This window comes from Marinobacter sp. M1C, from assembly GCF_023314135.1.
Classification (GTDB): domain Bacteria; phylum Pseudomonadota; class Gammaproteobacteria; order Pseudomonadales; family Oleiphilaceae; genus Marinobacter.
Genome location: NZ_CP092289.1, coordinates 3258767 through 3272660 on the forward strand (window position 1 = coordinate 3258767; position 13894 = coordinate 3272660).

The following is a 13894-nucleotide window of genomic DNA, read 5'->3' on the forward strand; positions in this document are numbered from 1 at the left end:
CGCTGCGACCCAGCGAAAACACAATTACACACGGGTTACCCTTTGGTTAATCGTGCAAGGTGTCAGAACCACTCCGCTTTCATTCATTGCCAGGCAGGTGTCATCCATGTTGCGCAGTAGCACCAGATCCTGAGCAACGGTGGGTAACTCCCAATGAAAAAAGTACGGTGCGGCCTGCAATTTACCCTCATAAAAACAGCGTTCACGATCGTTGCTGGCATCGTTCAATCCTATCGCGGCAGCATTGGCCTGGCGCAGCCACATCCAAGCCCCACAGATGCGACCGAAAAGGTGCAAATAGCAAGACGCGTTGGCCAGAGCCTGCTCGGTTTCACCGGCCATCAGCATTTTACCCAGGCTTTGGGTGACTTTCACCGCCTGTTGCAGAGTTTCGCTGAGTGACATGAACGCAATTATGGCGCCAAGGCACAAGTTACTTGACCTTCAGACTGCGGCAAGTATCATTCTTTTTCATACTTTTTATACGGAGTAACCATGACGGAGAGGTCTTTCAGCTGCTGGCTCACATCAGATCTACTTTGCATGGCCGACATCGCCCGCTATCGCGGCAAACTTCCCTATTTTCCAGACCCTCCAAGACATTGAGCAGCTCATAGTTAACGGGTGTCAGCCCACTTGTGATGGATCGCTGGTAACATCCGGTTCTGTATTACACCTATAATTGAGATTGCGATGTCGCTCCTCCTGGTTGTTTTGCTTCCCTTCTTAGGGGCTATGGCCGCGCCCCTGTTCGCGCAGGGCGGGCGCACAGCCATCGCTATTGCGTCAACCGTTCCGGCGTTTGTTGCTCTCGCCGCGTTATTTCCCCACTGGCAGACACTGGCAGACGGCGGTGTTGTTTTGCACACCTACGAATGGCTACCTGCGATCGGGCTGTCGCTGAGTTTCCGCCTGGATGGCCTGTCGCTGCTGTTCGCGCTGCTGATTCTGGTGATTGGTATCCTGATCATTCTTTACGCCCGCTACTACTTGAAACCTGAAGAAAACATTGGCAAATTTTACGGCCTGCTGCTGTGTTTCAAGGGATCAATGCTTGGCATTGTGCTTTCCAGCAATTTGTTGCTGATGATGATTTTTTGGGAAGTCACCAGCTTGGTGTCATTTTTACTGATCAGTTTCTGGACCCACAAAAAAGGCGCGCGGCGCGGTGCCCGTATGGCGTTGACGGTTACCGGCGGCGGCGGCCTGGCCCTGTTAGCAGGTGTTCTCATAATCGGTCAGATTGTCGGCAGCTACGAGTTGGACGATGTGCTGGCCGCAGGGCCCATCATCAAAGCACACGCGCTTTATCCGGTTGCGCTCACTTTGGTGCTACTCGGCGCATTTACAAAATCGGCCCAGTTCCCGTTCCATTTCTGGTTGCCCCACGCCATGCAGGCGCCTACTCCGGTATCGGCCTACCTGCACTCAGCCACGATGGTAAAAGCCGGAATATTCCTTCTGGCACGGCTGTATCCGGCGCTGGCAGGCACTGAACAATGGTTTTACATGGTCAGTTTTACTGGCATGGTAACGCTGCTGTTGGGCGCTTACATCGCCATGTTCAAACACGACCTAAAAGGCTTGCTGGCGAACTCCACTATTAGCCATCTGGGATTGATTGTTCTGTTGCTCGGCATGGGTACAGAACTTGCCACGGTTGCGGCCCTGTTTCACGTCATTAACCACGCCACGTTTAAGGCATCGCTGTTCATGGCGGCCGGCATTATTGACCACGAAACCGGCACCCGCGACATGCGCCGCATTAACGGGCTTTGGCGGTTCATGCCCCATACCGCCACCCTAGCGATGGTGGCAGCGGCCTCTATGGCCGGTGTACCGCTGCTGAACGGGTTTCTCAGTAAGGAAATGTTCTTCGCCGAGTCTCTGGCACTTAACCTGCCCGGTTACTGGGCCTGGTTGCCGCCGATTGTGGCTACCCTGGCCGGCATTTTCGCGGTTGCTTATTCCGCCCGGTTTATTCACGACGTGTTTTTTAACGGCAAGCCGATAAATTTGCCCATTTACCCGCCCCATGAACCGCCGCGCTATATGAAAATCCCTGTGGAAATATTGGTGTTCGCTTGCCTGATGGTGGGTATGTTTCCGACCATATCCGTAGGCCCGCTGCTTTACGCCGCATCCTCAGCAACCTTGGGCGTTCCGGCACCGGACTATCGTCTGGCGGTACTGCACGGCTTCAATCTGCCGCTATTTATGAGCTTTTTAGCGTTCTTTGGCGGTTTGCTGATGTACAGCCAGCGCAAGCGTTTCTTTGCCTTTCACGACCGCTTCCGCGAGATCGACGAAAAAGCGATCTTCGAAAAAATGGTATTCAGCCTGAGCCTGAGAGCCAACCAGCTCACTGCTGCCACCGAGAACGGCTCGCTGCAGCGCTACGTTATGCTGCTGATTGTCAGCGCTCTGGCCGTGGCGTTTTTACCGATCATCAAAATGGGCTTTTTTATTGGCAGCAACGGGTTAACCCCGGTGGACTGGCCTACGGCAACCTTGGGTGCCGTTCTGACTGCCTGCGCCCTGGCAACTGCAGCCATGCACCGTGAACGCTTCTTTGCGCTGGTACTGATCAGCGTAGTCGGGTTGTTAACCGCGCTCACCTTTGTGCGTTTCTCGGCGCCAGATCTGACCATGACCCAACTTTCTGTGGAAGTGGTCACCGTCGTGCTGTTAATGCTGGCGCTCTATTACATGCCCTCATGGACTCCGATTGAGAGCAGCCGTGGCCGCCGCTTCCGTGACATGGGGATAGCCTTGTTAGCCGGCAGCGGCATGACCATCATTACCCTGGCCATTCTGACCCAGCCGTTCAGTTCGATTTCCGAGTTCTTTCTGGCAAACAGCAAAACCGGTGGTGGCGGCACCAACGTAGTCAACGTGATTTTGGTGGATTTCCGCGGCTTTGACACCTTGGGTGAAATTTCGGTGCTGGCGATTGCAGCATTGGGTATTTTTGCAATGCTCAAAAACACATCACTTACGCCGCCTCCGGGCGATGGGTTCGGCCACACCTGGACCCGTGACCGACATCCAACCATGCTGAAGCAAATTGCCCGGCCGATGCTGCCGTTGGCATTGATGGTGTCGGCGTTTATATTCCTGCGAGGCCACAACCTGCCAGGCGGCGGCTTTATTGCCGGTTTGATAACCGCCATTGCGCTGATTCTGCAGTATATCGCCAGTGGCTTTTCCTGGACTCAGGACCGCATAGCCGTGCGCTATCACAATGTGATTGCATTAGGTCTGCTATTTGCCGTTATTACCGGCGCCGGCAGTCTGGCGTTTGGTTATCCGTTCCTAACCTCCACGTTTGGCTATATCACTTGGCCGGTGGTGGGCAAGTTCGAGCTAGCCTCGGCGCTGATGTTCGATCTGGGTGTGTACCTGGCAGTAGTGGGTGCCACGCTAATGATGCTGGTCAGTATTGGCCGCATCAACCCCCATTCCGCTATCCGCGCTATCGACAGCGAGTCGAGTCACGGCGCTGACACTATTACCCCGACTCAAAGAGAGACCGAATAATGGAACTTGTATTCGCACTGGCCATTGGTGCGCTCACAGCCGGCGGAGTGTATCTGTTACTGCGCGCTCGCACGTTTCCGGTGGTGCTGGGCCTGACCATGCTATCGTACGGGGTGAATCTGTTCCTGTTCGCCAGCGGGCGCCTGGCCACCGGCAGCCAGCCGGTTCTGGGCACCGCTGCCCAGTACGCAGACCCATTGCCCCAGGCGCTGGTGTTGACCGCGATTGTTATCGGCTTCGCCATGACCGCATTCGTGGTGGTGTTGTCACTTCGCAACCTGGCCGACCACGGTAATGATCACGTAGACGGCGATCCGAAAAAGCGTACGCCGGCGTCCAAGCATGTGCGGGAAGGCCGGCCCCTATGACCCACTGGCTGCTTGCCCCGATTCTGATCCCGCTACTGGGCGCTATTCTGCAAATATTTGTGGGCTACGCGCCCATGCCGCTGCGGCGGGTGTTGGCCATTATTACCTCGGTTCTGACCTTGGCCGCCGCCATTGTTCTGCTAAATTTGGCCGGCGACGACACCTACCGTGTCTACGCCATGGGCAACTGGAAGCCACCCTTCGGCATTGTGATGGTGCTAGACCGTTTGGCCGCCATGATGTTGGTTCTAACGGCGTCACTGGCACTGCTGTGCCATCTGTTCTCGACCGGGGGTGCCGACGAAGGCACGCGCCAGTTCCACAGCCTGTTCCTGTTCCAGCTAATGGGCCTGAATATCGCCTTTCTGACCGGCGACCTGTTCAACCTGTTTGTTGCGTTTGAGATTCTGCTGATTGCCTCTTACGGACTGTTGATGCACGGCAGTGGCAGCACGCGCTCAACCCCAGGGCTGCATTATGTCGTGTTGAATCTGGTGGGCTCGTCGCTGTTTCTGATCAGCGTGGGCATGATTTACAGCGTTACCGGCACCTTGAATATGGCCGATCTGGCCGTGAAAGTGCCGCAGGTCAGCGGCGACCAACGCTTTTTAGTCGAAGCCGGTGGCATGCTGTTGTTGGTGGTATTTGCCCTTAAAGCAGCGGTGTTGCCACTGACATTCTGGCTGCCGCGGGCCTATGCCAGCGCTACCGCACCGGTCGCTGCATTTTTTGCCATCATGACCAAAGTCGGTATCTACGCGATTATCCGGGTTTACCCACTGGTGTTTGGCGCCAACGCCGGCGAGATGGCGAATCTGGGCATGAACTGGCTTTTCCCGCTAGCGCTGGCCACCCTTATTATGGGCGTTATTGGCGCTATGGGTGCACAAACCTTGCGCACCCTAGTGACCTGGCAGCTGGTCATTTCCGTTGGCACTCTACTGGCCCCCATCGCGCTGGGCTCGCAAAAAGGCCTGGGTGCGGCCCTGTTCTACTTGCTTAGCACGACCTGGACAGTGGGCGGTTTGTTTCTGCTGATTGAGCTGGTGCGCAGCCAGCGCGGGTCCGCTTCTGACAAAATCGTTATGGCGCCGCAGATTCGTCATCGAACCCTGCTTAGCTCGCTGTTTTTCTTTGGCGCGGTGTCCGCTGCGGGTTTACCACCCCTAAGCGGTTTCTTTGGCAAGGTGATGATTCTGCAATCCGCCACCAGCGGCGTGGAAATGGCGTGGCTTTGGGGTACGATTCTCACGGGCAGTTTTTTCACTCTGATTGCCTATAGCCGCGCCGGCAGTGTGGTATTTTGGCGCAATATTGAAGGCAAAATTGAAAACAGCACTCCGGTAACGCCGTTGCTGGCCATTTCTACCGGCGCGCTGATTGGTATGAGTGTGTTAATGGTGGCACTGGCCGGGCCTATCAGTGCCTATACCAACGCCACTGCCGTGCAGTTGCTGGACACCCGCGGTTATATCCAGACTTTGCAAGCGCCAATGGTTGAGGAGGGTTCGTAATGCTCGATCGCCTGAGTTTCCCGCAACCCTGGCTAAGCCTTCTGCTGTTCAGCATCTGGCAGTTGCTTGCCAATGGCGTTAGCGGTGGAAGCGTGGTTCTGGGTTTAATACTGGCCTGGGGTATTCCGCAGCTCACCCAAAGCTTCTGGCCTGAGCGTCCGGCAGTGTTCAAGGCTTGGCGTTTGCCGGGTTATTTGCTGCTGGTGTTATGGGACATCGTAATTGCCAGCTTTGAAGTGGCCTGGCTTATTATCAGCCCGCGCCGACCAAAACCGATGTTTATCAGCTACCCGCTGCAGCTTGACTGTCCACAGGCTATCGTTATTCTGGCCAGCACCATTTCCCTGACACCGGGGACAGTGACCGCCGATATCAGTGATGATCACAAGCATCTGCTGATTCACGCGCTAGACACCCGAACCGCAGAAGAAGTAATTAAGGCCATTCACAATCGTTATGAAAAGCCGTTGATGGAGATGTTCCAATGATTGCGATTGTGTTGAAAATATCCATCGTCTTAGTGGTGATTGCTGCGTTGCTTAATGTGTATCGCCTGATCGTTGGCCCACATGCCCCAGACCGGGTTCTGGCCATAGATACTCTGGCCATTAACGCCATAGCGCTCATCATTCTTCTGGGTATTACATTGAACACCCGGATGTATCTGGAGGCCGCGTTGCTGATTGCAGTCATGGGTTTTGTCAGCACGGTGGCTATGGCCAAATACCTGAAACGCGGCAGCGTTATTGAATAACAAGGGTGCAGAGCGAGGCGCCAGGCGCTTTGCAAAGGAGACGACACAATAATGAACCTGTTTATCGAACTCGTTATCGCAGCCCTGTTGTTGCTGGGTGCAGCATTTACATTGGTGGGCGCCATCGGGCTTGCAATCTTGCCCGATTTTTTTACCCGCCTGCACGGGCCCACCAAGGCCACCACCGTGGGTGTGGGATCTATGGCGTTAGCGTCGATGATTTGGTTCGCCAACCAGCCCGTGGGCACAGGCTTCGTGGAAATTCTTATCATGGTCTTTTTGCTGCTGACTGCACCGCCAAGCGCCAATATGATGGCAAAAGCGGCAATGCACATGAACGTACCTAAAGTGGGCAATACCCGCGGCGATCCCTGGCAGCAATAAAACTGTCTTTGAATGTGAGTGCCTGCGAAAACGGCGGCGGTACGCTAGGTTAGATGATTCGCTGAGTTAGAGGGTGCGCTAAGTTAGAGGGTGCGCTAGATTAGGTGCGTAGCTATTACGCAGAATGGTGTTTGAAACAGTCCGACACGGAGTTCTGTTTATGCTTAAGGTAAATGAATATTTTGATGGCAAAGCAAAGTCGATCGCCTTTCAGTCAGACGCATTACCCGCCACCATTGGCGTAATAAGCCCTGGCGAATACGAGTTCAGCACCCAGCAAAAAGAAACCATGACCATTGTCAGCGGTGTGATGTCGGTGTGCTTGCCAGGTTTGGAAACATGGATGACCTATGGTGCCGGTGAATGCTTCGGGATTGCACCCAATTCCACCTTTCAGGTTACCGTTGAATACGATACCGCCTATTTGTGCATCTACGGCTGAGGCGGCTTACCTCCCCCAATAACAAAAAGGATATTGTCATGGCCTCGACCCGTTTGCTGACTCCAGCAAAAAACGCCTATCAGTACCCATTACTGATCAAACAATTACTGGCTTCCGGGCCGCGTTTCGCCGGCTCCCAGGAAATTATCTACGCGAACAAAAGCCGCTACACCTACACTGAATTACAAGCCCGTATCGGCCGCTTGGCTAACGCCCTGACCAAAGCCGGAGTGAAAGCCGGCGACACCGTTGCGGTGATGGACTGGGATACGCCCCGCTATCTGGAGTGCTTTTTTGCGATCCCGATGATTGGCGCCGTTCTGCACACCGTTAACGTGCGGCTGTCACCGGATCAGATCGTATACACCATGAATCACGCCGAAGACGATGTGGTGCTGATACACGACGACTTCCTGCCCATACTCGATGCTGTCAAAGACCAGATCGAGACGGTAAAACACTATATACAGCTGACCGATAACGATCAGCCTGCAGCCGCCAGCGTCGCGGTGCTGGGTGAATACGAGCAGCTTCTGGCCCAGGAAGACAGCCATTTTGATTTCCCGGATTTTGACGAAAACAGCGTAGCCACCTGCTTTTACACCACTGGCACGACCGGCAAGCCTAAAGGTGTGATGTTCAGCCATCGCCAGTTGGTGATGCACACCATGGCGATGGTAGGCTCCCTTTCAATGTTCGACGAGGCGCCGCTGCTGCGCTCCAGTTCTGTTTACATGCCGATGACGCCCATGTTTCACGTGCACGCATGGGGTGTGCCCTACGCTGCCACCTTAATGGGCATTAAACAGGTATACCCCGGGCGCTATGAACCCGAACTGCTGATGAACCTGATCAAAACCCACAATGTGACCTTCTCCCACTGCGTGCCCACCATTATGCAGATGCTGCTGGCCACCGAGTCCATCAAAGACGCAGATCTGAGTAACTGGCAGGTATTGATAGGCGGTAGCGCCCTGACCAAAGGGTTGTGTGAGGCCGGAGCCGAGCTGGGTATTCGCATGTACACCGGCTACGGCATGTCGGAAACCTGCCCGATTCTGACCATCACCCACCTGACACCGGAAGATCTGGAACGGCCGCTGGCGCAACAGGCCGAGCTGCGAGTAAAAACCGGTGTCGCCATTCCGTTGGTTCAAGTTGAAATTGTGGACACCAATGGCAAACCGGTTGCCCACGACGGTCAGGCCAAAGGCGAAGTGGTTGCGCGCTCGCCCTGGCTAACGCAAAGCTATCTGAAAGAACCGGAAAAAGGCGAAGAACTCTGGCAACATGGCTGGCTTCACACTGGCGACGTGGCCAGTATGGAGCCGAATCAGACCCTGATGATCAAAGACCGCATCAAGGATGTGATCAAAACCGGGGGTGAATGGTTGTCGTCACTGGACCTGGAAAACCTGATCAGCCAGCACCCGGCGGTAGCCGCCGCCGCGGTTGTCGGCGTTGCCGATGAGAAATGGGGCGAGCGCCCACACGCATTGATCACGCTAAAGCCCGGCCAGAATGCCACACAAGAAGATATTCAAGCGCACTTACAGCGCTATGTGGATAAAGGCGAAATCAACAAGTGGGCGATCCCCCGGCAAATGGACTTTGTGGACGACATTCCAAAAACCAGCGTAGGCAAGATCAACAAGAAGCAAATTCGCGACCAGTTAGGCTAGCGCGACTTATGTCACTGAAACGCCACTGAAGCGAAAATCCAGCTGCGGCGGCCGTCCGGCGATAATATCCGCCAGCGCGGCCGCTGACCCGCAGGCATGGGTCCAGCCCAAAGTACCGTGACCGGTATTCAGAAACAGATTACTGATGGCGCTCTTACCCACGTAGGGCACGCTGGATGGCGTTGTTGGCCGCAACCCGCTCCAGTACTCAGCCTGCTCCCAGTGCCCCGCCTCGGGCATAACAGCCGCCACCCGGCGCAACACAGCCCGGCAGCGGGTGACATTCAGGCGTCTGGAATAGCCGCTGAACTCTGCCGTACCCGCAATGCGCATACGATCCCCCAAACGTGAGTAAACCAGCTTGTACTCATCGTCGGTCAGGCTGACGTTGAACGCGGCCTCAGGATTTTTCACCGGCACGGTGATGGAATAGCCCTTGGCCGGATAAATATTCAAAGCCAGTCCCAATTGCCGCGCCAGTGGCGCACTAAAGCTACCCAGGCTAAGAACCCAAGCGTCTGCGCGCAAACTATCGTGATGGCCTTGGGACAGGGTTTCCACCGCATCTACACGCCCGATACCGCGTTGAAACCCAACCACTTGGGTGTTGTGTTTGAACACCACACCCGCTTGTTTACAGCGCTCTGCCAAGGCCTGGGTAAACTTGCGGGCATCACCGGATTCGTCTTCCTCGGTGTAGGTGCCCCCTGCGAGGCGATGCTTCAAGGGCGCTAAAGCGGGCTCCAGTTCGATTGCCCGCGTTGCACTCACCACTTGCCGGTCACACCCCAGTTCGCGCATCTGCCGCGCCGGTTCCAGGGCGCTGTCGAATTCTTTCTGGCTGGTGTAAAAGTGCAGAATTCCACGGGTCAGATGGTCGTACTCTAAACCCAGTTCGGCCCGCAGTTCCTGTAATTTGCTGCGGCTGTAAAGGCCTAGGTTGACCATCTGACGCAGATTGTCGGCCGCCCGTGCAGATGTGCATTGGCCCAGAAACGCCAGCGCCCAACGCCACTGGGCAGCATCCAGTCGTGGCCGGAACAGCAGCGGAGCATCATTGCGGTGCAGCCATTTCAGAACCTTCAGCGGCGTAGACGGATTGGCCCAAGGCTCGGCATGGCACACTGAAATCTGGCCGCCGTTAGCGTAACTGGTTTCAAGCCCGGCTGCTGGCTGACGATCTATCACTGTGACTTGGTAACCCTGACGCTGCAAAAACCAGGCACTGGTAACGCCAACCACACCCGCGCCTAAAACCACTACGTGCATACCCGTTCCTGTCGGTTATTCGTGTTGTTAATCGTTGATTGCTGATGGCTGTTTGTTGATGAGCAGGCTCAACCACCGGAACGCTTTACCACCCAGCCTTTTTGCATCAGCAACGGCACCAAAATATCCCGCTGGTCGCCCTGAATTTCGACAACGCCGTCTTTCAGGGTGCCACCGGTGCTGCATTTGGCCTTAAGCTCTTTGGTGTAGGATTTCAGCTCTTTTTCTGCCAAGGGTATGCCGCTAATCAGAGTAACGCCCTTGCCTTTGCGGCCTTTGGTTTCGCGACTGACCCGCACGACGCCGTCACCCAGCGGGCGTTGTTCCCGGCCGCAGCTGCACTGTTCCTGCGGATGACGACACTGGGGGCACATGCGGCCCTGATCGGTGGAATAAACCAGTCCGCCGTCGTGTTTTTTACTCATTCAGTCCAGCCCAGGCGGATATTTGGTGAACATTTCCTGAACCACTTCGTCGATCAGCTTGCGCCGCGTTTCTGGTGACTGGTTTTCGTTCAGGTAGCGCTTGCTGGCCGCACGCCAAATAACCTGACGGTTTTGCGCATCGGCTAGTTCGATCACCAGTTTACCTTCGTCGACTTGACGCACCGGAGGCGGTGCCGACAGCCCCCAACCAAAATTACCGGTACCAAACCCTAACCCCAGGCCCAAGCCGCTTTGTTCCAGGCGTTCTTCCTTTGCGATGTGCCAATTCACCAACATGTCCGCCTCAGCAGCGCTTACTGGTTTCATAGCCTTGCCTGCCAGCTCACGCTCCAGCGCGCTTTTTACACGGCTGCCGTCGAGTGACATAAAAGAATCGGCGCCGGCATCGTCGGCATAGGCCCAGGTGTTGTAATTACCAAAAGCCGTGGTTGAATTATAATCCGTCACCACGTTGCTAGCGCAGCCGGCCATGGCCAGCGCAGCTACTACACAGGTTACAAGGCGCATCATTGCATTCTCCTTTTTTTTGACGAGTCAGTACATTATACGCGCTGCCCGGCAAGCGGGTCAGGTATCGAAGTGGTAATTCAGGCCGCGAGCGTTACAAAAGCCAGCAAACTCTTCTGTCGCAGGCTCTGGTACGTCAACAGATACATTGACCAACTGACCGTAATCAATCCCGATAATGGTCGCACTGTGCAACTCGCACCAGTGCCGCAAGGGCTGCTCATCGCCAAAATCAATCACCGCAAAGGCTAACCGGCTGGGTTGGTGTACAACCCGTTCTACCGCCGACAGCACGCTTTCTGCGGCACCAGCATAGGCTCGCACCAAGCCACCGGCACCCAGTTTTATGCCACCAAAATAGCGAATAACCAATACTAGTATATCCCCCATGTCTTTATGCTGGATGACACTGAGTATTGGTTTTCCGGCGGTGCCGGACGGCTCGCCGTCGTCGTTCATTCCAGCTTCCGCCGCCGAGCCCGGGCGGCCAATCTGATACGCCCAGCAGATATGGCGGGCATCAGAATGACTTGCCTGAGCCTGTGCCAGCCATTGATGAACCTCATCGCGACTGTTTACCGGGGCCACGCGGGCTATAAACCGGCTCTTTTTAATTTCCGTGACCCGCTCCAGATAACCGGCGGGGACGGGGTAGTCTTTTTTCATTCGGTTATGCCTGTTTGCTCGAAATATCTATTGGCCGTTAGCGGGATGCATGCTTAGCTAACCACAAACACTGGCAGTTTTACCTGAACCACCAGGCCACCTGCGGCCGCGTTAGCGGCACTGACCTCACCATCGTGGGCCACAATTACCTTTTGCGCGATTGCCAGCCCAAGACCCCAGCCCGGGCCACCACGGGATTGGTCGCCGCGGTAGAACGGCTCAAACAGGTGCGCCAAGGCTTCGTCTGGCGCACCTGGACCGCTGTCGGTAATTTCAATCCATAGCCGGTTGTCTGCAACCGTGACCGCAACGGTCAAGGCTTGTCCTGGTGGCGTATAATCCAGAGCATTCTGCAGAATATTGTCAAAGGCTCGATGCAACAGCCCGGCATCACCCAGAACCAGCGTGTGAGTTGCCTGCTCGCTGGCATTCAGCCGGCATTTCACATCCCGTCCACGGGCATACCCTGCTGCGTCTTGCAGCACAGCGTTTAATAGCTCCATAACAGCCACTGGCTGGCATGCAAACTGCTCGCCCTGGGCGGCTAACCGGTAAAGGGTCAGCACCTGTTCGGTCATGGCTTCCAGGCGCTCGTTCTGGCGCAGTATGCTGTTGAGCAATGCAACATCGCCGCCGCCGTCCAGAGCCAGTTCAATGGCTACCCGCTGCCGTGCCAACGGCGTGCGCAAGTCGTGGGAAATATCCCGTAATAATTGCTGTTGGCGATCAAGAAGACCCCACAGCTGTGCCGTCATGGCGTTAAATGCACTGGCAAGGGCGCCAATCTCATCACGGCGCGAGGCAACCTTGGGGTCAACACGCAGGCTTTTGTCGCCGGCGGCAATAGCGCGAGCAGTAGCTTCCATGGTTTTTAACGGCCGTGACAGGCGCCGGGCAATCAGCCAGCAGGCCAGGGAAATCAGCACCACCGCAAAGCCGGCGTTAATGGCTCTTAAAAACTCAGGGGTCAACCAGCCGGCGGATTTGCCGCGCGGCCAGGCAATCAACTTATAATTGCCTGCCAGTTCAATCACTGCGGGTTTCAAGGCAAACCAGTGCGAATCCATGCGTTTATGAACGGAGGCCGGCAGGTTTCGACTAGGGCCGGGCTCGCCGGAAGCCTCGGGCGCGGCCAGTATCAGGTGCAGGCCCAGGGTTCGGCCTTGCTGGCGCAAAAATTGGCGGGCCGCATCACCGCCACCACTCTGGCTGAGCTCCAGCGCTTCCTGGCCTAACTCATACAGCCCAAGCTGACGCGTCATGGCCTGCTGTTCTTGTGTCACCAGCAACCGCGATACCAACTGCCCGGCGGCCAGCGTTAACGCCATGGCCAGCCACACCATCAAAAAAATGCGCCAAAACAGTGACACCGTAAAACGTCGCCGCGGCTCGGCAGCTTCAACGGCGCCACTATTGTTTGTGCTGTGGAATGGTTTCATGGCACTACCCGGTAGCTATAACCAAGCCCGCGCACGGTTTCGATGCGAGGCGGTTCGTCGTTGCCGAGTTTCTTGCGCAGATTGCTGATGTGCATATCCAGAGTGCGATCGTAGGTCTCAAGACGCCGGCCCAGCGCCCACTGCATCAGATCGGTTTTCCGCACCACACTGCCGGCGTGAGCCAAAAGCACCTGCAGAACTTCGTATTCGGTAGCGGTTAAGTCCAGCGGCGTGCCGTGCTGACGCACCCGCCGGAGGTCTGGTTCCAGACGCAAATCACCGTAGTTGCGACTGTCGCCCAGTTCCGCTTTTTGGTCCCACGCAATACGGCGCAATAGTGCATGCAAGCGCGCTACCAGCTCACGGGGATTGCAGGGTTTGGGGATGTAATCATCGGCGCCCACCTCAAAACCGACAATGCGATCGGTTTCATCACCGTGGGCGGTCAGCAGAATCACTGGCAGATGAGTACTGACACGCAACTGTCGCAGCACGTCGAGCCCGCTGATATCCGGCAGCATAATATCCAGAACCACGATGTCACAGGATTCGCTTAGAGCCAGTGCCAGTCCGTCTTTACCATTGGCTGCTTCGCGCACAGTAAAGCCCTGGGTAGTAAGGTAACGGGCCAGTAGCATCCGTAGCTCTTCGTCGTCTTCTATCAGTAGTACCCGGTTTTGCATGCCCTCTTCACCCCATCTGAAACCGCCCTGGCCTAGCGCCAGTCTAACATGCTTGAACTCGCCCCATTTGGCTGGCCGCAAAGCCTTTACAGAACCTTTACCCAACGCTGACAGCGCTTGACACTGCAGTGGTTAAGATGGGCCCACCTAAACGAAACCACGAATCGTTTATGGCTTCATCACAAACGAGTTACCGGAGA

General features: G+C 55.8%; 14 protein-coding genes and 1 pseudogene. 8 read left to right on the top strand and 7 right to left on the bottom strand.

Annotation, left to right across the window (positions count from 1 at the left end; translation table 11 throughout):
- Positions 1–62 precede the first annotated feature (62 nt).
- A pseudogene (locus tag MIH19_RS15270) lies at positions 63–405 on the bottom strand (acyl-CoA dehydrogenase C-terminal domain-containing protein); the annotation flags it as partial.
- A gap of 288 nt (positions 406–693) precedes the next feature.
- Between MIH19_RS15270 and MIH19_RS15275 the strand changes: the two are divergent.
- From MIH19_RS15275 to MIH19_RS15310, 8 genes are all read left to right on the top strand, one after another.
- Entirely contained in the window at positions 694–3540 is a 2847-nt protein-coding gene (locus MIH19_RS15275) for a monovalent cation/H+ antiporter subunit A (RefSeq protein WP_249005680.1), read from the top strand.
- Positions 3540–3908 (top strand): Na+/H+ antiporter subunit C, encoded by a 369-nt coding sequence (locus MIH19_RS15280; protein WP_249005681.1) that lies wholly within the window; start codon positions 3540–3542, stop codon positions 3906–3908. Before MIH19_RS15275 ends, MIH19_RS15280 begins: the two co-directional genes overlap by 1 nt.
- Positions 3905–5422 (top strand): monovalent cation/H+ antiporter subunit D, encoded by a 1518-nt coding sequence (locus tag MIH19_RS15285; protein ID WP_249005682.1) that lies wholly within the window; start codon positions 3905–3907, stop codon positions 5420–5422. Before MIH19_RS15280 ends, MIH19_RS15285 begins: the two co-directional genes overlap by 4 nt.
- Complete coding sequence (locus MIH19_RS15290) at positions 5422–5910, top strand: Na+/H+ antiporter subunit E (RefSeq protein WP_249005683.1); 489 nt, start codon at positions 5422–5424, stop codon at positions 5908–5910. The genes MIH19_RS15285 and MIH19_RS15290 overlap by 1 nt, the downstream gene beginning before the upstream one ends.
- Positions 5907–6176, top strand: a complete 270-nt coding sequence (locus MIH19_RS15295; RefSeq protein ID WP_014872097.1) for a K+/H+ antiporter subunit F — start codon at positions 5907–5909, stop codon at positions 6174–6176. Before MIH19_RS15290 ends, MIH19_RS15295 begins: the two co-directional genes overlap by 4 nt.
- Positions 6177–6227: 51 nt before the next feature.
- Positions 6228–6560 carry a Na+/H+ antiporter subunit G gene (locus MIH19_RS15300; protein WP_249005684.1) on the top strand — a complete coding sequence of 111 codons (333 nt, stop codon included), beginning with the start codon at positions 6228–6230 and terminating at the stop codon, positions 6558–6560.
- A gap of 160 nt (positions 6561–6720) precedes the next feature.
- The gene (locus tag MIH19_RS15305; protein WP_249005685.1) at positions 6721–7002 is read left to right on the top strand and encodes a pyrimidine/purine nucleoside phosphorylase; all 282 of its coding nucleotides are present in this window, start codon (positions 6721–6723) and stop codon (positions 7000–7002) included.
- Positions 7003–7040: 38 nt separating this feature from the next.
- Positions 7041–8684: a fatty acid--CoA ligase gene (locus MIH19_RS15310; protein ID WP_249005686.1), complete on the top strand. Its 1644-nt coding sequence runs from the start codon at positions 7041–7043 to the stop codon at positions 8682–8684.
- A gap of 6 nt (positions 8685–8690) precedes the next feature.
- On the opposite strand, the gene MIH19_RS15315 is transcribed toward MIH19_RS15310, so the two are convergent.
- From MIH19_RS15315 to MIH19_RS15340, 6 genes are all read right to left on the bottom strand, one after another.
- The gene (locus MIH19_RS15315; RefSeq protein WP_249005687.1) at positions 8691–9953 is read right to left on the bottom strand and encodes a D-amino acid dehydrogenase; all 1263 of its coding nucleotides are present in this window, start codon (positions 9951–9953) and stop codon (positions 8691–8693) included.
- A gap of 68 nt (positions 9954–10021) precedes the next feature.
- Positions 10022–10378: a translation initiation factor Sui1 gene (locus MIH19_RS15320; RefSeq protein ID WP_249005688.1), complete on the bottom strand. Its 357-nt coding sequence runs from the start codon at positions 10376–10378 to the stop codon at positions 10022–10024.
- A complete protein-coding gene (locus MIH19_RS15325; protein WP_349292909.1) occupies positions 10379–10906 on the bottom strand; it encodes a DUF4136 domain-containing protein in 528 nt (175 codons plus the stop codon).
- A 60-nt stretch (positions 10907–10966) separates the two neighbouring features.
- Positions 10967–11572 (bottom strand): YigZ family protein, encoded by a 606-nt coding sequence (locus tag MIH19_RS15330; protein ID WP_249005690.1) that lies wholly within the window; start codon positions 11570–11572, stop codon positions 10967–10969.
- Between the two features lie 53 nt (positions 11573–11625).
- Positions 11626–13011 (bottom strand): HAMP domain-containing sensor histidine kinase, encoded by a 1386-nt coding sequence (locus tag MIH19_RS15335; protein ID WP_249005691.1) that lies wholly within the window; start codon positions 13009–13011, stop codon positions 11626–11628.
- On the bottom strand, positions 13008–13694 hold the full coding sequence (locus MIH19_RS15340; protein ID WP_249005692.1) for a response regulator transcription factor: 687 nt from the start codon (positions 13692–13694) through the stop codon (positions 13008–13010). Before MIH19_RS15340 ends, MIH19_RS15335 begins: the two co-directional genes overlap by 4 nt.
- Positions 13695–13894: the final 200 nt, after the last annotated feature.